This is a genomic window from Pseudomonas sp. Pseusp15 (assembly GCF_059492165.1).
The window spans coordinates 1,714,297-1,733,132 of record NZ_CP168523.1; the positions used below are offsets into that span (position 1 = coordinate 1,714,297).

Genomic DNA, 18,836 nt, shown 5'->3' on the forward strand with positions numbered 1-18,836 from the left:
CCATGCGCCTGCTCGCGGTGTTGATCAGCGCTGTGTGGTTGTGCTGCCAGGCAGCGCAGGCACAGGTCCGGACCTATGACGAAATGATCGCCGCCGCCGAGCTGAAAGTCGCGGTCTACAAGGACTTCGCGCCCTACAGTTTCGAGGACGCCGGCCAGCCTCGCGGAGTCGATGTCGAACTCGCCCAGGCCTTGGCCAAGGCCATGGGGGTACGCCTGAAACTGATCTGGGCACCCGCCGGAGAGAAGCTCGACGACGACCTGCGCGATTACATCTGGCGGGCCAGTCAGCTGCACAATCAGCAACTGGCCGACCTGATGATGCGCGTCCCCTACGACCGCGATTACTCACAGAAACGCAATGAGCTGGGCGAACTGGAGAACGGCCATGTGGTGATGTTCGGGCCGTACCAGACCGAACAATGGCAGGTGGCGTATGACCGTCGTCGACTGGACTCGGTGGCCAGCGTCGCGGTGTTCCAGCAGCACCCGATTGGCGTCGAAGTCGACAGTGTGCCCTCGTTTTACCTGACCTCGGTGTTCAACGGCATGCTCGCCGCCAAGACCCACCATTACCCCGGTGTGCCCCAGGCGTTTGCCGCGATGAAGGCCGGTGAAGTCGACGCGGTGATGGCGATGCGCGGCGAGATCGACTGGCAGGTGCATCAGGCCGCCGATCCGCAAGTGGCGCTGGCGGAAAACGCCTATCCGAACATGGGTAAGCAACGCTGGGAGATCGGCATGGCGGTGCATGAAAGCAACCGGCAACTGGCCTATGCCGTGGAAGAGGCGTTGGAAACGTTGATTCGCGAGGGCACGCTCAAAAGCATTTATGCCCATTACGGCCTGCGCTATGACGTGCCCGAGATGTATCAACAATGAATTGGCGCGCGCGTTGGCTGTTGGCCTGCTGGTTGCCCTTGGCCGCGCAGGCGGTTGAGGTCGATCCGGTGCCGTCGGTGATGTGGGCGTTCTATCACAAGCAGATGCTTGGCGACGCACCGTTCGTGTTCGACGAGCGGGTCAAGCTGCTGGCGCCGCCGTTCGCCGAAGACGCCCGGCAAGTGCCGTTGGAAATCGACGCTCGGGCGTTCAAGGGCGAAGTGGTGCGAATCCTTGCCTGGGCCGAACTCAACCCGCTGCCGAAAATCGTCGACTTCGAGCCTTTGACCGGTGTGCTGCCCTGGCTGTCGATCCGCATCCGCGTCGAACAGGCCACGCCATTGCGCGCGGCGGTGTTGACCCGCGACGGGCTGTGGCATGTCGGCTCGACCCTGATCGACGCGGCCGGCGGCGGTTGCACGGCGCCGAGCGTGGTGCGCACCCAGCCGGGCTGGGAAGAACACATCGGCGAAGTGCTCGGCGGTCGTTATCCCCGTGGTGAGTTCAGTCGCGTGCGTTTGCAAGTGGCGCATCCGATGGACAACGGCATGGTCAGCGGCATCCCGGAGTTTTTCCTCAACCAGGCCGAGCTGCGGGACTCAGACAACCGGGTATTGGCGCGTCTGGAGCTGTTCCCGGCGGTCAGCGAAAACCCCAACCTGGCTTTCGACATCGAAGGGGCGGGGCAGACGCGTCTGATACTGCGCGACAACAGCGGCAATCAATTCGATGCGGCCATACCCTGACCCAAGGAGCGTGTGATGCGCTGGATGCTGTTGTTGTTCATCTGTGTGAGCCTGCCGACCCTGGCCGATCCCGATTACGCACTCATGCCCCGACAGATTGCCGAAGACACCTGGCTGCTTGAGGGCAGCACCGATAACTTCGCCAAGAACAACGGCGGCAACATCGTCAACACCGCGTTCATCGTCACCGGGCAAGGGGTGGTGGTGATCGACACCGGGCCATCGAAGCGCTACGGCGAGGCCCTGCGCAAAGCGATTGCCACAACCACCGATAAACCGGTGATCCAGGTGTTGCTGACCCATCACCATCCCGACCATGTGCTGGGCAATCAGGCCTTCATCGACGTGCCGATTGGTGCACTGGCCGGCACCACCGAGCTGTTGCATCAACAGGGTGATGCGATGGCCGAGAACATGTATCGACTGGTGGGTGACTGGATGCGCGGCACCGAAGTGGTGTTGCCGACGCAGACGCTGACGCCTGGCGTGCAAAGTTTTGGGAACCACGATTTGCGGCTGCTGAGTCTGGGTGGGCACACCGGCGCGGATCTGGCTATTCTCGACCAGAAAACCGGCGTGCTGTTTGCCGGGGATCTGGTGTTTTATCAGCGGGCCTTGACCACGCCGAATAGCCCGGGGTTGTCGGTGTGGCTGGCGGATATCGCCACGCTTCAGGGGCTGCCGTGGACGCTGATTGTGCCCGGGCATGGGCCCGTGGCAACGGACAACAAACCGTTCGAGCAGATGCGCGATTACCTCTCATGGCTCGATCAACTGATGCGCGACGGTGCGGCGAACGGCAGCGACATGGCCGAGATGATCCGCAGTCCCATCCCCGAACGTTTCGCCGGGATCAACCTGAGCCGCTATGAACTGATCCGTAGCGTCAGCCATTTGTACCCGCGCTATGAGCGCGCGCAGATGACGCGGGTGGATTCCGGCAAGGATCAGTAGTCCATCTCAGATACGACGCATCCTTTGTGGTGAGCCTTCGTTGATTGGCATCATCCGACCCGCTACCAAGGAACTAGAAATCTCCGCATTGCGGGCAATTGTTGCAAGGGCGGCGGCGCCCAAGAATCTGCACCAGACCGGGAAAATTTCCCGGGTATAACAAAAACCGCAGAGGTAGCCGTCATGACCCAACCCGCACGTCGCCAACCCTTCGTCTTGAGCGTGCTGCTCAGTGCCATGCTGTTGTCCGGCCAGGCAATGGCCGCAGTCTCCGATCAAGACATCCTCCAGGATCCGAAGAATCCGGAACAGGTCGTCACCAATGGCCTGGGCGTCCAGGGTCAGCGCTACAGCCCGCTGGACACCCTCAATGTCGACAACGTGAAAGACTTGCGCCCGGTCTGGGCCTTTTCGTTCGGCGGTGAAAAACAGCGCGGTCAGCAAGCGCAGCCGATGATCAAGGACGGCGTGATGTACATGACCGGTTCCTACTCACGGGTGTTCGCCGTGGATGCGCGCACCGGCCGCAAGCTCTGGCAATACGACGCGCGCCTGCCGGATGACATCCGTCCGTGCTGTGACGTGATCAACCGTGGCGTGGCGCTGTATGGCGACCTGGTGATCTTCGGCACTCTCGACGCCAAGCTCGTGGCCCTGAATAAAGACACCGGCAAAGTGGTATGGAGCAAGAAAGTCGCCGACCACAAGGAAGGCTACTCCATCAGCGCCGCGCCACTGGTGATCAACGGCAAACTGATCACTGGCGTGGCGGGTGGCGAGTTCGGGGTGGTGGGCAAGATCGAAGCCTACGACCCGAAAAACGGTGATCTACTGTGGACCCGGCCAACGGTCGAAGGCCACATGGGTTACGTCTACAAAGACGGCAAGGCCGTAGAGAACGGCATCTCCGGCGGCGAAGCGGGCAAGACCTGGCCGGGCGATTTGTGGAAAACCGGCGGCGCGGCGCCGTGGCTGGGCGGCTACTACGACCCGGAAACCAATCTGCTGCTGTTCGGCACCGGCAACCCGGCACCCTGGAACTCGCACCTGCGCCCTGGCGACAACCTTTACTCGTCCTCGCGCCTGGCGCTGAACCCGGACGACGGCACGATCAAATGGCACTTCCAGAGCACCCCTCACGACGGCTGGGACTATGACGGCGTGAACGAACTGGTGTCGTTCAACTACAACGAAGGCGGCAAGGAAATCAAAGCCGCGGCCACCGCGGACCGTAACGGTTTCTTCTATGTGCTGGATCGCACCAACGGCAAATTCATCCGCGGCTTCCCGTTCGTGGACAAGATCACCTGGGCCAGTGGCCTGGATAAAAACGGTCGGCCGATCTACAACGAAGACAGCCGTCCGGGTGCACCGGGCTCCGAGGCCAAAGGCAGTTCGGTGTTTGTAGCGCCGGCGTTCCTGGGGGCGAAAAACTGGATGCCGATGGCCTACAACCGCGACACCGGCCTGTTCTATGTGCCGTCCAACGAGTGGGGCATGGACATCTGGAACGAAGGCATCGCCTATAAAAAAGGCGCGGCGTTCCTCGGCGCCGGTTTCACCATCAAGCCATTGAATGAAGACTACATCGGCGTGCTGCGCGCCATCGACCCGAAAACCGGCAAGGAAGTCTGGCGCCACAAGAACTTCGCGCCGTTGTGGGGCGGGGTGCTGACCACCAAGGGCAACCTGGTGTTCACCGGTACGCCGGAAGGTTTCCTACAAGCGTTCAACGCCAAGACCGGCGAGAAAGTCTGGGAATTCCAGACCGGCTCCGGCGTGCTCGGCTCGCCCATCACCTGGGAAATGGATGGCGAACAATACGTTTCGGTGCTCTCCGGCTGGGGCGGCGCGGTACCGCTGTGGGGCGGCGAAGTGGCCAAGCGCATCAAGGACTTCAACCAGGGCGGCATGCTGTGGACCTTCAAGCTGCCGAAGGACCTGGTTGCCAAGCACTAACCCTGGCAACCACAACCTGAGTGGCGATGAATGACCTGTGGCGAGGGAGCTTGCTCCCGCTGGGCTGCGAAGCCGCCCCCAACGTTCCCGGCCCCAACCGAGTCGTTTGGATTTACGACTGCTTCGCAGCCGAACGGGAGCAAGCTCCCTCGCCACAAAAGCCCGCTGACACAGCGGCGCCTTCTACTACCAAATAACGAGAGTCCCCCTGCCAACGGCGCATTCGTCTGACAGGCGGGGCTCTCTACTATCGGTTCATCGCCTGTTGGCCTGACAGGCATCGACCCAGACAGAGGCCCATCATGATCTACGCACAACCCGGAACACCTGGCGCCATCGTTTCCTTCAAACCGCGCTACGGCAATTTCATCGGCGGCGAGTTCGTCGCCCCGGTCAATGGCGAGTACTTCACCAATACCTCACCGGTCACCGGTGAAGTGATCGCCGAATTCCCGCGCTCCAGCGCCGCCGACATCGAAAAGGCTCTCGACGCCGCCCATGCCGCCGCTGATGCCTGGGGCAAAACCTCGGCGCAGGACCGCTCGCTGGTGCTGCTGAAAATCGCTGACCGCATCGAACAGAACCTGGAAATCCTCGCCGTCACCGAAACCTGGGACAACGGCAAGGCCGTGCGCGAAACCCTCAACGCTGACGTGCCGCTGGCCGCCGACCACTTCCGTTACTTCGCCGGTTGCATCCGCGCTCAAGAGGGCGGTGCCGCTGAAATCAACGAACTGACTACCGCCTATCATTTCCACGAACCACTGGGCGTGGTCGGGCAGATCATTCCGTGGAACTTCCCGCTGCTGATGGCCGCGTGGAAACTCGCCCCGGCGCTGGCGGCCGGCAACTGCATCGTGCTCAAACCCGCCGAGCAAACACCGCTGTCGATCATGGTGTTCGCCGAGCTGATCGCCGATTTGCTGCCGGCCGGCGTGCTGAACATCGTCCAGGGCTTCGGTCGCGAAGCCGGTGAAGCGCTGGCCACCAGCAAGCGCATCGCCAAGATCGCCTTCACCGGTTCCACCCCGGTGGGCGCGCACATCATGCATTGCGCAGCCGAGAACATCATTCCAAGCACCGTTGAGCTGGGCGGCAAGTCGCCGAACATCTTCTTCGAAGACATCATGAACGCCGAGCCACAGTTCATCGAAAAAGCTGCCGAAGGCCTGGTGCTGGCGTTCTTCAACCAGGGCGAAGTCTGCACTTGTCCGTCGCGGGCACTGGTGCAGGAATCGATCTACGAGCCGTTCATGGCCGAGGTGATGAAGAAGATCGTCAAGATCAAGCGTGGCAACCCGCTGGACACCGAGACCATGGTCGGCGCCCAGGCGTCCGAGCAGCAATACGACAAGATCCTCTCGTATCTGAAAATCGCCCAGGAGGAGGGCGCCGAGCTGCTCACTGGCGGCGCGGCCGAGCGGCTGGAAGGCGACTTGTCCAGCGGCTATTACATCCAGCCGACGCTGCTCAAGGGCCACAACAAAATGCGCGTGTTCCAGGAAGAAATCTTCGGCCCGGTGGTGGGTGTCACCACCTTCAAGGACGAAGCCGAAGCCCTGGCGATCGCCAACGACAGCGAATTCGGCCTCGGCGCCGGCCTGTGGACCCGCGACATCAACCGCGCCTACCGCATGGGCCGGGCGATCAAGGCCGGGCGCGTCTGGACCAACTGCTACCACCTGTACCCGGCCCACGCCGCGTTCGGTGGCTACAAGAAGTCCGGTGTCGGCCGTGAGAACCACAAGATGATGCTCGACCATTACCAACAGACCAAAAACCTGCTGGTGAGCTACGACATCAATCCGCTGGGGTTCTTCTAACTCATAAGCACACCACAGACCCTTTGGGAGCGAGCCTTTGTGGCGAGGGGGCTTGCCTGTGGCGAGGGAGCTTGCTCCCGTTCGGCTGCGAAGCAGTCGCGAAGCTTTTGGGGCCGCTTCGCGACCCAACGGGAGCAAGCTCCCTCGCCACTCAAACCCGCTCCCACAGGATTTTGTGTGGTGCTTAAGATCTGCGCGCCCCCCTACCAACGCACGCCGCCACCTCCTTCGAAAGTAGCATTCGGGCAGTCGGCGCCCCGTGCATTAATGGCTCCACCGGAATCGTCCGGCACAAGAAGAGGAATGACCCATGTGGCATAAACCCGCGTTTACCGATCTGCGCATTGGCTTCGAAGTGACGATGTATTTCGCCAACCGTTGATTGATCGCCCGGTCAGCCGTCGCGTTGGCCGGGCCTGCTTTCTGGAGCCTGCCATGCACATCCGCGTTCTCGGTTCCGCCGCCGGCGGCGGTTTTCCGCAATGGAACTGCAACTGCCGCCAGTGCGCGGCGATGCGTCACGGCAACCTGCGTGCGCAACGCCGTACGCAGTCGTCCATTGCCCTGAGCGACGACGGTGTGGAATGGATACTCTGCAATGCTTCACCAGACATCCGCGCCCAACTCGAAAGCTTCCCGACGCTGCAACCGGCCCGCCGCGTGCGTGACACGGCGATTGCCGGCGTGGTCCTGCTGGACAGTCAGATCGACCATTGCACCGGCCTGTTGAGCCTGCGCGAAGGCTGCCCGCATTCGGTCTGGTGCACCGAGCGGGTGTATGAAGACCTGAGCAGCGGCTTCCCGTTGTTCACCATGCTCAAACACTGGAACGGTGGTTTGCAGTGGCAACCGATCGAACTGGACCGTGAGCCGTTCAGCATCGCAGCCTGCCAACACCTGCAATTTCGCGCCATTCCATTGGTCAGCAACGCACCGCCGTATTCCCCCAACCGTGGCAACCCGCAGCCGGGGGACACCATCGGCCTGTTCATCGAAGACCTGCGCAACGGTGCATCGGTGTTCTATGCGCCGGGTCTGGGGCAGGTCGATGCCGAGGTATTGAGCTGGATGCAGCGCGCCGATTGCCTGCTGCTGGACGGCACGCTGTGGCGCGACGATGAAATGCGCGTATGTGAAGTCGGCCAGAGCCTGGGCCGCGAAATGGGCCACCTGCCACAAAGCGGTCCCGGCGGGATGCTCGAAGTGCTGGAGGGCTTCAATCGCCAGCGCAAGGTGCTGATCCACATCAACAACACCAACCCGATCCTCGACGAAGACTCGGCCGAGCGGGCGTTGCTGGAACGGCGGGGGATTGAAGTGGCTTATGACGGCATGAGTATTGAGCTGTAGCGGATGGCCTCATCGCAGAACCCAACGGTTATTCCCCGGAGAACCGCAATGACTGACACCCCCATGACCCCCACCGAATTCGAAGCAGCCCTGCGCGCCAAAGGCGCCTATTACCACATCCATCATCCATTCCACCAAGCCATGTACGCCGGGCGCGCCACCCGCGAGCAGATCCAGGGCTGGGTCGCCAATCGCTTCTACTATCAGGTGAACATTCCACTGAAGGACGCGGCCATTCTCGCCAACTGCGCGGACCGCGACGTGCGGCGGGAATGGCTGCAACGGATTCTCGACCATGACGGAGTCCCCGGCAGCGAAGGCGGCATCGAAGCCTGGTTGCGTCTGGGCGAAGCGGTGGGGCTGGATCGCGAACAAATTCTCTCGCAAGAGTTGGTGCTGCCGGGTGTGCGATTTGCCGTGGACGCCTACGTCAATTTCGCCCGCCGTGCTTGCTGGCAGGAAGCGGCCAGCAGTTCGCTGACCGAGCTGTTCGCGCCGCAGATCCATCAGTCTCGGCTCGACGCCTGGCCCAGCCATTACCCATGGATCGACCCGGCCGGTTACGACTATTTCCGTACGCGCCTGAGCCAGGCCCGGCGCGATGTCGAGCATGGTTTGCGCATCACCCTGGCGCATTACGTCACGGTCGAGGGCCAGCAGCGCATGCTGGAGATTCTGCAGTTCAAGCTTGATGTGCTGTGGAGCATGCTCGACGCGATGAGCATGGCCTATGAGCTGGACCGCCCGCCGTATCACACGGTCACCGCCGAGCGGGTCTGGCACCGGGGGATCGCCCTGTGAACGCGATCGAGCAGCAACCCGGCCCACCGTTGTGGCTGTTGGCGGAGCTGACCTATCGCTGCCCGCTGCAATGCCCGTATTGCTCCAATCCCTTGGATTTCGCCCAACAGGGTGAGGAGTTGAGCACAGAAGAGTGGATCCGGGTGTTTCGCGAAGCCAGGGAGATGGGCGCCGCGCAACTGGGGTTTTCCGGTGGCGAGCCGTTGGTGCGCCAGGACCTGGCCGAGCTGATCAAGGCCGCGCGGGATATGGGTTACTACACTAACCTGATCACCTCGGGTATCGGCCTGACCGAGCAGAAGGTCCGCGACTTCAAGGTCGCCGGGCTGGACCACATCCAGATCAGCTTTCAGGCCGCCGACGAAGCGGTCAACAACATGCTCGCCGGCTCACGCAAGGCCTTCGCCCAGAAACTGGCCATGGCCCGGGCGGTGAAAGCCCAGGGCTACCCGATGGTGCTGAACTTCGTTACCCATCGGCACAACATCGACCAGATCGCGCAGATCATCGAGCTGTGCCTGGAGCTGGAAGCGGATTTCGTCGAGTTGGCGACCTGCCAGTTCTATGGCTGGGCCGAACTCAACCGCGTCGGCCTGTTGCCGACCCGCGAACAATTACAGCGCGCCGAGCGCATCACCAACGAGTATCGCCAGCGGCTTGAGGCCGAGGGCCACCCGTGCAAGCTGATTTTCGTCACCCCGGACTATTACGAAGAGCGCCCCAAGACCTGCATGAATGGCTGGGCCAACCTGTTTCTCGACATCACCCCGGACGGCACGGCGTTGCCTTGTCATAGCGCGCGTCAGCTGCCGGTGCAGTTCCCCAATGTGCGCGAGCACAGCGTCGAACATATCTGGAACGACTCCTTCGGTTTCAACCGGTTTCGTGGCAATGACTGGATGAAAGAGCCGTGCCGTTCCTGCGATGAAAAGCATAAGGACCTGGGCGGCTGCCGCTGCCAGGCGTTCATGCTCACGGGGGACGCGAGCAACGCCGACCCGGTGTGCAGCAAGTCGCCGCACCACAGCGTCATCCTCAAGGCCCGGGACGAAGCCGACGCGCCGGGGCAGGGCATGGAACACCTGACATTGCGCAATGAAAAGGCTTCGCGGCTGATCTATCGCGGATAAATTGCGAACGCGAAGCCCCCACCCCCGGTAGTTGCTACCCATTGGTCTGATTGCATTCGCAGCCGGATGCTTTAGTGTTGGCTTTACCTTTCAAAACAATAAAAACAGGCTTTCCAATGAGCCAGAATCTCAGTCAACTGCGTAAATTCGTTTCACCTGAAATCATCTTCGGTGCCGGCTGTCGGCATAACGTCGGCAATTACGCCAAGACCTTCGGCGCCCGCAAGGTGCTGGTGGTCAGCGACCCCGGTGTGATCGCCGCCGGTTGGGTCGCCGATGTCGAGGCCAGCCTGCAAGCCCAGGGCATCGATTACTTTGTGTACAGTGACGTTTCGCCCAACCCGCGGATCGAGGAAGTCATGCTCGGCGCCGAGCTGTACCGGGAGAATCATTGCGATGTGATCGTTGCAATCGGCGGCGGCAGCCCGATGGATTGCGGCAAGGGCATCGGCATCGTCGTCGCCCACGGGCGCAACATCCTTGAATTCGAGGGTGTGGACACCCTGCGCATGCCCAGCCCACCGCTGATCCTGATCCCGACCACCGCCGGCACGTCGGCCGATGTGTCGCAGTTCGTGATCATCTCCAATCAGCAAGAACGCATGAAATTCTCCATCGTCAGCAAGGCTGCGGTGCCGGACGTGTCGCTGATCGACCCGGAAACCACCTTGAGCATGGACCCGTTCCTGTCGGCCTGTACCGGCATCGACGCGTTGGTCCACGCCATCGAGGCCTTCGTTTCCACCGGCCACGGGCCGCTCACCGACCCGCATGCGCTGGAGGCGATGCGGCTGATCAACGGCAATCTGGTACAAATGATCGCCAACCCCGGCGATATCGCCCTGCGGGAAAAGATCATGCTCGGCAGCATGCAGGCCGGGCTGGCGTTCTCCAACGCGATCCTCGGCGCGGTGCACGCCATGTCTCACAGCCTCGGTGGATTCCTCGATCTGCCTCACGGCTTGTGCAACGCGGTGTTGGTGGAACACGTGGTGGCGTTCAACTACAGCTCGGCGCCGGAGCGCTTCAAGGTGATCGCCGAGACCTTCGGCATCGATTGTCGCGGCCTGAACCACCGGCAGATCTGCGGACGTTTGGTCGACCACTTGATCGCCCTCAAACACGCCATCGGTTTTCACGAAACCCTGGGCCTGCACGGGGTGAGCACGTCGGACATTCCGTTCCTGTCGCAACATGCCATGGATGACCCCTGCATCCTTACCAACCCGCGCGAGTCCAGCCAGCGCGACGTCGAGGTCGTCTATGGCGAAGCCCTCTGACGAACAGCAACGGGCGCTGACCGGGTTACTCGGCCTGGGCAATCACTCGGCGCGCAAGAGTCATTACCCGGAACTGGCCGCGCGCCTGGATGAACTGGAGGCCGAGCGCAATCGCTACAAATGGCTGTTCGAAAACGCCGTGCACGGAATCTTCCAGGCCAGCCTGCAGGAAGGCATGCGCGCCGCCAACCCGGCGCTGGCGCGGATGCTTGGCTATCAGGACCCGCAGGAGGTGCTGTTTTCCCTGACGGACCTGGCGGGCACGCTGTTCGTCGGCGGCGCGCAAGAGCTGGAAGGCATCGGCGAAGTCCTCCAGCGTGAGCGCAGCCTGCTGGGCTATGAAACCCAGCTGCGGCGCAAGGACGGCACTGTCCTCGACGTGTTGATGAACCTGCTGCTCAAACCGGATCAGGAAGGCCTGGTGGAGGGGTTCGTCGCCGACATCACCGAACGAAAACAGGCCCAGGAGCGCTTGCAACAGCTCAATGATCAACTGGAGCAACGGGTCACCGCGCGCACCAATGAGTTGCTGGACGCCAACCGCAATCTGCAACAACAGATCACCGAGCGTAAACAGATCGCCGAAGCCTTGCGCGACGCCCGTGATGCCGCCGAAGCGGCCAATCGCAGCAAGGACAAATACCTCGCCGCCGCCAGTCACGACCTGCTGCAACCGCTCAACGCCGCGCGTTTGCTGATCTCGACCTTGCGCGAGCGCAAGCTGCCCGACGTCGAGCAGGTGTTGGTGGAACGCACGCATCAGGCGCTGGAAGGGGCCGAGGACTTGCTCACCGATCTGCTGGATATTTCCCGGCTCGATCAGGCCGCGGTAAAGCCGGACATCGCCCTGTACCGCCTCGATGAATTGTTCGCGCCACTGGTTTCGGAGTTTCAGTCGGTGGCTGCGGCGACCGGGTTGAACCTGCGGGTGCACATGGGTGATTACGCGATTCATACCGACTTGCGGCTGATGACGCGGATTCTGCGCAACTTCCTCAGCAATGCCTGCCGCTACACCGACGACGGCAGCATCCTGCTGGGTGCCCGGCGCCGGGGCGACGTACTGCGAATCGAAGTCTGGGACACCGGGCGCGGGATCCCGGCGGATCGTCTCGATTCGATCTTCCTTGAATTTAACCAACTGGACGTTGGCCGCGCCGCCGATCGCAAGGGCGTGGGCCTGGGACTGGCGATTGTCGAACGCATCGCCAAGATCCTCGATTACCGGATTCAGGTGCATTCGCGGCCAGGGCGCGGTTCGATGTTCAGCATCGAGGTGCCGATTTCCCGTGAGATTCCACTGCCGATCAGCCAGGCCGCGCCGCAGCCGAGCACCGGCAACCCGCTGCCGGGGCGGCGCCTGCTGGTGCTGGACAACGAAGTCAGCATCCTTGAAAGCATGAGCGCACTGCTCGGGCAGTGGGGCTGCGAGGTGGTCACCGCCACCGATGAGGCCACCGCGCTGGTGGCTTTGCAGGGGCAGGCGCCGGAACTGATTCTGGCGGACTACCACCTGGATCACGGGGTGGTGGGTTGTGAAGTGGTCCGGCATCTGCGCGAGCATTTCAGCCGGGCGATACCGGCGGTGATCATCACCGCCGACCGCACCGACCAGTGTCGGCGTTCGTTGCAGCGACTCGACGCGCCGCTGCTGAATAAACCGGTGAAGCCCGGCAAGTTGCGTGCGGTGTTGAGTCAGCTGTTGGCGTAGCGATTTTTCAAAGGGTCACAACACCAAATGCGGTAACCACAGCGAAATGGCGGGGATGTAGGTCACGGCCATCAGCACCAGGAACAGCACGCCGTAGAACGGCAGCAGCGCTTTCACGGTGCTTTCGATGCTGACCTTGCCCACCGCCGAGCCGACAAACAGCACCGCGCCCACCGGCGGTGTGATCAAGCCGATCCCCAGGTTCACCAGCATGATCATGCCGAATTGCACCGGGTCTACGCCGATGCCGAGAATCACCGGCATCAGAATCGGCGTGAGGATCAAAATCAGCGGCGCCATATCCATCACCGTGCCGAGCAACAGCAGCATCACGTTGATGCACATCAGGATCACGTAACGGTTGTCCGACAGGGTCAGGAACATCGTGGTGATCTTCGCCGGGATCTGCATCAGCGTCATGATGTAGCCGAAGCTGGCAGCGAAGCCGATCAGGATCATTACGATCGAGATGGTGCGCACCGTGCGGTGCATCAACTTGGGCAGTTCGCGCCATTTGTAGTCGCGGTAGATGAACATGGTGACGAAGAACGACCAGAGCACCGCGATCGCCGCTGATTCGGTGGCGGTGAAAATGCCCGAGAGAATGCCGCCGAGGATGATCACCATCGCCATCAAGCCCCACATCGCTTCACCGCAGATTTTCAGCGCCTGGCGCATGGGGATGACTTCGCCCTTGGGGTAGTTGCGCTTTCTGGCGAAGAGCAGACACAGCACCATCAGGCACGCGCTCATCAACAGCCCCGGCACCACGCCGGCCATGAACAGCGAAGCGATCGAAACGGTACCGCCGGCAGCCAGCGAGTACAGCACCGAGTTATGGCTGGGCGGCGTCAGCAGGGCTTGCACCGAACCGCTGACCGTCACTGCGGTGGAGAAATCCCGCGGGTAGCCGCGACGCTCCATTTCCGGAATCAGCACCGAACCGACTGACGCCGTGTCCGCTACCGAAGAGCCGGAAATCGCCCCGAAGAAGGTCGAGGCCATGATGTTCACCAGCGACAACCCGCCCCGCACGAACCCCACCAGCACGCCGGCAAAAGCCACCAATCGCCGGGACATGCCGCCCTCGGCCATGATCGCCCCGGCGAGCACGAAGAACGGAATCGCCAGCAACGAGAATTTGTTCACCCCACCCGCTACCTGAATCATCAGCGCCTGGAACGGAATGTCGATCCACCACGCACCGATCAGGGCCGAAAGCCCCAGGGCGTAGGCGACCGGCATGCCGATCAGGATCAACGCGATAAAACTGCCCAACAGGATCAATGCGTCCATTCATGCCGCCCCTTCGCTTTCTTCAACCAGATCGAAACGCACGACCCGACGGTTGCTCTGGTCACCGAGCAAGAGTTTTTCCAGCACGAAAATCAGCGTCAGTACACCGCCCACTGGGATCGGCATGTAGGTGATGCCCACGCGCAGGGTGGGCAGAGAGCTCATGAACTGGTTCCAGGTGGACAGGCAGAGCTTGGTGCCCCAGATGGCCATGAACAGGCAAATGGTCGCCATCAGCAGCTGCGAAACGATGCTCATGGTCTTGCGCAGTCCGGGGGCCATGCGGTCGGTGAGCATGGCCACGGCCATGTGCGCACCGGCGCGATAACTGGCGGCGGCGCCAATGAAGGTGAACAGCATCATCAGCAGAATCGCGGTGGGCTCCGGCCAACTCGAACCGGTGCCCAGGACATAACGGGCGAAGACGCCCCAGGGAATGATCAGGGCAATGGCCAGGACCGACAGGCCGGCGACCCAGATGCAGGTCATGTAAATCCTGTCGTTGATGCGCAGCAGCAGATTCTTCATCGGGTTTCACCGTAACCGGGCGTCGCTGACGATCCGTTCGTCAACGGTGCCGGGCCTTTCATGAAGGTTAGGGAGGGTTACTGAACGGCTTCGATGCGCTTGATCAGGTCGGCGTAAGGCGCGCCGTATTTTTCCCGGACCGAGGCTGTGGCTTCATAGAAAGGTTTCTTGTCGACCGTGATGAACTCGACGCCGGCAGCCTTGAGTTTCTCTTCGCTACTGGCGGATTTGGCGTCCCACAGCGTGCGTTCCTGGGCCTGTGCGGCTTTGGCGGCTTTCTTCACAAGGGCTTGCTGATCGGGGGTGAGTTTTTCCCAGGTGATTTTCGACATCACGATTGGCTCGGGCAGGATCAGGTGCCCGGTCAGGCTGTAGAACTTGGCGTTCTGGTAGTGGTTGTGTTCAAGCAGGGTCGGCGGGTTGTTTTCCGCGCCGTCGATCACCCCGGTCTGCAAGGCGCTGAAGATCTCGCCGGTGTCCATCGCGATGCCGTTGCCACCCATGGCGTTGATGGTGTCGATGAACATCGGGTTGCCTTGCACGCGGATCTTCATGCCCTTGAGGTCGGCGAGGCTGCGCACCGGTTTCTTGGTGTAGATATTGCGCGTGCCGCCGTCCATCCAGGCCAGGGCGACCAGGTTGAATTCGGAGTGAGTGATCTTGTCGAGGATCTCGTCACCGACCTCACCGTCGATGACTTTGCGCATGTGCGCCTGGTCGCGGAACACGAACGGCATGTTGAACACGTTCACGTCCGGCACCACTGGTCCGACGATGCCAAGGCTGACCCGGGCCATCTGGATGGCGCCGACCTGAGCCTGTTCGATCACCTCTTTTTCCGAGCCGAGCACACCGCCGGCGAACATCTTGAAGGTCAGCTTGCCGTCGCTGTCGGCCACCAGGGTTTTACCCAGCTGTTCCTCGGCGATCACGGTCGGGTAACCGGCGGGGTGGATGTCGGCGAATTTGATTTCCAGCGCCTGGGCGGCACTGCTGAGGGAGAAGGTGAGTGCTGCGGTGATGGGAAGTGCGGCGGCGAGCAAGGTGCGTTTGAAGTCCATGGGGTGGTTCTCCAGTCTTGTTATTTTTTTATTCAAGGCACAGCGGTGCGGCGGGAGCGGTTAAAGCGAGTCGTTGAACTGGGGTTCGGGTAAACCTTGAACGCCGGGGTTGAGGGCGAATACGCCGCCGGCCAGGGACTGTTCGTCATGGTCGTCAGCGGGGCGGATCGAGGTCACGAACAGCGTGTCGAGCCGGCTGCCACCGAAGGCGCACATGGTCGGTTTCTTCACCGGCACGGGGAGGGAACGTTCCAGTCGGCCATCGGGGGTGAAACGGTGAATCAGCCCGACGTCGTTGGCGCAGATCCAGTAGCAACCTTCGGCATCCACGGCGGCGCCATCGGGGCGGCCAAGGAAGTGATGCATGTCGACGAACAGTCGACGGTTGGACGGCGTACCGCTGTGGATGTCGTAATCGAAGGCCCAGATCTGCTGCACGTTCGGGTGCGAGTCCGAGAGGTACATCGTCTTGCCGTCCGGGCTGAAGCCCAGGCCATTGGGCACGATGAAATCGCCGAGTCGGGCGGCGAGTGGTCCGGGTTGCCCGGCGCTGTAGCGATAGAGCCGGCCGTCAGCGGCGTTGGCGCCCATGTTCAGCACCATGCTGCCGGCCCAGAACCGCCCCTGACGATCACAGCGGCCATCGTTCAGGCGCATGTCGGGGCGGGTGTGATCGACGTGGGCCAGCAGTTCGCTGTCGAGGCTGCCATCGTTGTGCGGATGCAGGTGAAACAATCCGCTTTCCATGCCGGCGATCCAGCCACCGGCGCTGTGACGGGCGATGCAGGCGAGCATTTGCGGGGCTTTCCAGACGTGAACGTGCCCGCTGTCGGCACTCCAGCGCTGCAACCTTCCGGCCGGAATATCGACCCAGTACAGGGCGTTTTCCTCGAGGACCCACACCGGGCTTTCACCGACCGCATTGCGGGCATCGACAATCAATTCGGCTTGCATGGCAACTCATTCCCTTGGGTTGTGATGGGGCAGTGGCGAGGGTTCAGTCGCCGAACGGCCCGGCCGCGACAAAGGCTCCGCCCTGATAGACCCGGGCCGGATCATCCTCGGCGGGCATCGGCTGGGCTTCGACTGTTTCGCGGAACACTTCGGACGTGTCTTGCGGCGCATAACCCAGGTGCGCGGCGAAACGGTTGTCCCACCAGACGTGCTGGTTGTCGGACATGCCATACACCACGGTGTGGCCGACATCCGGGGTGTACAGCGCGCGTTCGAGCAGCTGGGTCAGGTCGCCGAAGCTCAGCCAGGTGCTCATCATTCGACGGTTTTGCGGTTCCGGGAACGAGGAGCCGATGCGGATGCTGACAGTCTCGATGCCATGGCGATCGAAGTAGAAACTGGCCATGTCTTCGCCGTAGGACTTGGACAAGCCGTAGTAGCCGTCCGGGCGGCGAGGGGAGTGGGCGTCGAGGGTTTCGTCCTGCTTGTAGAAGCCAATGACGTGGTTGGAACTGGCGAAGATCACCCGCTTCACGCCGTGATGGCGGGCCGCTTCGTAGATATGGAACACCCCGCAGATATTGGCACCGAGGATCTCTTCGAACGGACGCTCCACCGACACGCCGCCGAAGTGCAGGATCGCGTCCACGCCTTCGACCAGCTGATGCACCGCTTGCTTGTCGGCGAGGTCGCAAGGCACGACTTCTTCGCGGTCATCGATGGCCGGCGTCATGGCGGCGATGTCCGACAGGCGGATCACGTTGGCGTATGGCCGCAGGCGTTCGCGCAGGACTTTACCGAGGCCACCGGCGGCGCCGGTCAGGAGCAGGCGATTGAAAGGCGCACGGACTGGGGGGGTGGTCGTCATGAAAGTCCCTGTACATGAAGTTGTTATTGGTTTGTTGTAGGTTGTCGTATGACTTAGCGAAGTATTGGTAGGCTTTCCGGTGCTTGTCAACGACAGGTTCGTGGAAATTGACGGAGGGTCATTCCACATTGCAGGCGACCGAGTGCTGAAATAGATCGCCGTGATGGTGACCTATCAATGAGCCGGATAACCGCCCGGCCAAGGGTGGGTTATACGATGACTTGCCGAAGGATGCAGCCCCGGCAAGGGCTGCGTTCACCTGAGTCAGTGGTTATACGCCGCCTCGGTGTTATCGATCAGCGGGTTCTTTTCGGTCAGCACGATCTGGGCGATCTGATCCTTGCGCATGAAGCTGACCTTCGGATGGGACTTGGCGTAACGGATAAAACGCTCCACCGCCTCGACCATCGCCGGAGTGCCGCCGATGCGGTCATGCAGACTCACCGACATCATCCGCCGCTGGCTGGCACCTTCGGCGTACAGGCGGTCGAATTCCAGCACCAATTGCCGGTAGAACTGTTGCGCCGAGAAGTGCCGGCCTTCGATCAGCACGATGTCGTTGTTGCGCAGGGTGTAAGGCACCACGGCGAATTTCCTGCCACGGACCAGTGTCACAAACGGCTCATCACGGCTGACGTCATCGATGTGATAGGTGAAGTTCAGATCCTGCAGCACTTTCAGGGTATTGGGGCTGCGCCGCAGCCAATTGGCGTTGTAGCCCACCGAGCGCTGGCCGGTGAGTTTCTGCACCGCCTCGACGCCGTCGCCGATGAAGGCCTTCTCTTGCTCGTAGCTCATGTTGTAGGAGTCGGCCCAGCGCATGCCATGGGCGGCGACTTCATGGCCGCGATCGGCGATCGCCCGCACCAGTTCAGGGTGTTTCAATGCCGCTTCGCCCACCACATGGGACGTGACCTTGATGCCGTTGCGGTCCCACAAGTCGAGCATCCGCCACAGGCCTTCCTTGTAGCCGTAGTCGAACCAGGTCTGTGCCGGCATGTCCGGGTAACCCTTGGGCAATGGAGTGCCGGAGAACGGACTTTCGGCACCGTCGGGCTGGCCGCCGGTTTCGAATTGCATGGAGAACGAAATCACCAGTTGCGAGCCATCCGGCCACGGGCGTTCCTGGGCGAACGCGAGGGACGGCAGCAGCAGGGCGGCGGCCAGCAGATTTTTCAGCCAGCGGGGGGAGCGTTGCCAATGGGCAGTGGTCATAAGGGGCACCTTTTGAGTTGAACAGTGCCGTGAGGGTGTCATTTGGATTGCCCCGGAAAAATCCGCTACGGGCGAGAAGACTTTTAAACAGAATTTACGAATCCCGCCGAACACACCGTCCAGTGCGGGAGAAGTCCTGTGGCGAGGGGGCTTGCCCCCGTTGGGGCGCGAAGCGGCCCCTATTTTTTCCTGCATGTCGAGTTGTCTGAATTGCGACTGCTTCGCAGCCGAACGGGGGCAAGCCCCCTCGCCACAGGCTCGTGTTTGCAAGGGTGTGTT

Annotated in this window: 17 protein-coding genes; 11 read left to right on the top strand and 6 right to left on the bottom strand. The window is 61.7% G+C overall.

From position 1 onward, the window contains the following. The first annotated feature begins 2 nt into the window (after window positions 1-2). From ACEN8R_RS07865 to ACEN8R_RS07915, 11 genes are all read left to right on the top strand, one after another. Complete coding sequence (locus ACEN8R_RS07865) at window positions 3-881, top strand: substrate-binding periplasmic protein (RefSeq protein WP_111453491.1); 879 nt, start codon at window positions 3-5, stop codon at window positions 879-881. Beyond that, complete coding sequence (locus ACEN8R_RS07870; RefSeq protein WP_064618306.1) at window positions 878-1,627, top strand: quinoprotein dehydrogenase-associated SoxYZ-like carrier; 750 nt, start codon at window positions 878-880, stop codon at window positions 1,625-1,627. The genes ACEN8R_RS07865 and ACEN8R_RS07870 overlap by 4 nt, the downstream gene beginning before the upstream one ends. A 15-nt stretch (window positions 1,628-1,642) precedes the next feature. Further along, a complete protein-coding gene (locus tag ACEN8R_RS07875; RefSeq protein WP_495624731.1) occupies window positions 1,643-2,581 on the top strand; it encodes a quinoprotein relay system zinc metallohydrolase 1 in 939 nt (312 codons plus the stop codon). A gap of 183 nt (window positions 2,582-2,764) precedes the next feature. Further along, complete coding sequence (locus ACEN8R_RS07880) at window positions 2,765-4,540, top strand: PQQ-dependent methanol/ethanol family dehydrogenase (protein WP_018929703.1); 1,776 nt, start codon at window positions 2,765-2,767, stop codon at window positions 4,538-4,540. Between the two features lie 302 nt (window positions 4,541-4,842). Beyond that, window positions 4,843-6,363: an acetaldehyde dehydrogenase ExaC gene (gene exaC / locus ACEN8R_RS07885; protein WP_019648895.1), complete on the top strand. Its 1,521-nt coding sequence runs from the start codon at window positions 4,843-4,845 to the stop codon at window positions 6,361-6,363. Window positions 6,364-6,673: 310 nt separating this feature from the next. Next, window positions 6,674-6,745: a pyrroloquinoline quinone precursor peptide PqqA gene (gene pqqA, locus ACEN8R_RS07890; RefSeq protein ID WP_081499480.1), complete on the top strand. Its 72-nt coding sequence runs from the start codon at window positions 6,674-6,676 to the stop codon at window positions 6,743-6,745. Between the two features lie 53 nt (window positions 6,746-6,798). Next, window positions 6,799-7,713, top strand: coding sequence for a pyrroloquinoline quinone biosynthesis protein PqqB (gene pqqB / locus ACEN8R_RS07895; protein WP_258612241.1), 915 nt, complete (start codon window positions 6,799-6,801; stop codon window positions 7,711-7,713). A 48-nt stretch (window positions 7,714-7,761) separates the two neighbouring features. Next, window positions 7,762-8,514: a pyrroloquinoline-quinone synthase PqqC gene (gene pqqC, locus ACEN8R_RS07900; protein ID WP_495624732.1), complete on the top strand. Its 753-nt coding sequence runs from the start codon at window positions 7,762-7,764 to the stop codon at window positions 8,512-8,514. Beyond that, window positions 8,511-9,644 (top strand): pyrroloquinoline quinone biosynthesis protein PqqE, encoded by a 1,134-nt coding sequence (gene pqqE / locus ACEN8R_RS07905; RefSeq protein WP_495624733.1) that lies wholly within the window; start codon window positions 8,511-8,513, stop codon window positions 9,642-9,644. The genes pqqC and pqqE overlap by 4 nt, the downstream gene beginning before the upstream one ends. Window positions 9,645-9,760: 116 nt before the next feature. Then, window positions 9,761-10,924, top strand: a complete 1,164-nt coding sequence (ercA, locus tag ACEN8R_RS07910; RefSeq protein WP_253424277.1) for an alcohol dehydrogenase-like regulatory protein ErcA — start codon at window positions 9,761-9,763, stop codon at window positions 10,922-10,924. Beyond that, window positions 10,908-12,635 (top strand): hybrid sensor histidine kinase/response regulator, encoded by a 1,728-nt coding sequence (locus ACEN8R_RS07915; RefSeq protein WP_018929697.1) that lies wholly within the window; start codon window positions 10,908-10,910, stop codon window positions 12,633-12,635. The genes ercA and ACEN8R_RS07915 overlap by 17 nt, the downstream gene beginning before the upstream one ends. Window positions 12,636-12,650: 15 nt before the next feature. On the opposite strand, the gene ACEN8R_RS07920 is transcribed toward ACEN8R_RS07915, so the two are convergent. The 6 genes from ACEN8R_RS07920 to ACEN8R_RS07945 all read right to left on the bottom strand — a co-directional run bounded on the left by ACEN8R_RS07920 (window position 12,651) and on the right by ACEN8R_RS07945 (window position 18,557). Further along, a complete protein-coding gene (locus ACEN8R_RS07920; protein WP_018929696.1) occupies window positions 12,651-13,931 on the bottom strand; it encodes a TRAP transporter large permease in 1,281 nt (426 codons plus the stop codon). After that, entirely contained in the window at window positions 13,932-14,459 is a 528-nt protein-coding gene (locus ACEN8R_RS07925; RefSeq protein ID WP_018929695.1) for a TRAP transporter small permease, read from the bottom strand. 77 nt (window positions 14,460-14,536) lie between these two features. Next, on the bottom strand, window positions 14,537-15,520 hold the full coding sequence (locus tag ACEN8R_RS07930; RefSeq protein ID WP_018929694.1) for a TRAP transporter substrate-binding protein: 984 nt from the start codon (window positions 15,518-15,520) through the stop codon (window positions 14,537-14,539). A gap of 60 nt (window positions 15,521-15,580) precedes the next feature. Then, window positions 15,581-16,474, bottom strand: coding sequence for an SMP-30/gluconolactonase/LRE family protein (locus tag ACEN8R_RS07935; RefSeq protein ID WP_111453496.1), 894 nt, complete (start codon window positions 16,472-16,474; stop codon window positions 15,581-15,583). Between the two features lie 43 nt (window positions 16,475-16,517). Further along, window positions 16,518-17,342 (bottom strand): NAD-dependent epimerase/dehydratase family protein, encoded by an 825-nt coding sequence (locus ACEN8R_RS07940; RefSeq protein ID WP_018929692.1) that lies wholly within the window; start codon window positions 17,340-17,342, stop codon window positions 16,518-16,520. A gap of 264 nt (window positions 17,343-17,606) precedes the next feature. Further along, entirely contained in the window at window positions 17,607-18,557 is a 951-nt protein-coding gene (locus ACEN8R_RS07945; protein WP_018929691.1) for a polysaccharide deacetylase family protein, read from the bottom strand. Window positions 18,558-18,836: the final 279 nt, after the last annotated feature.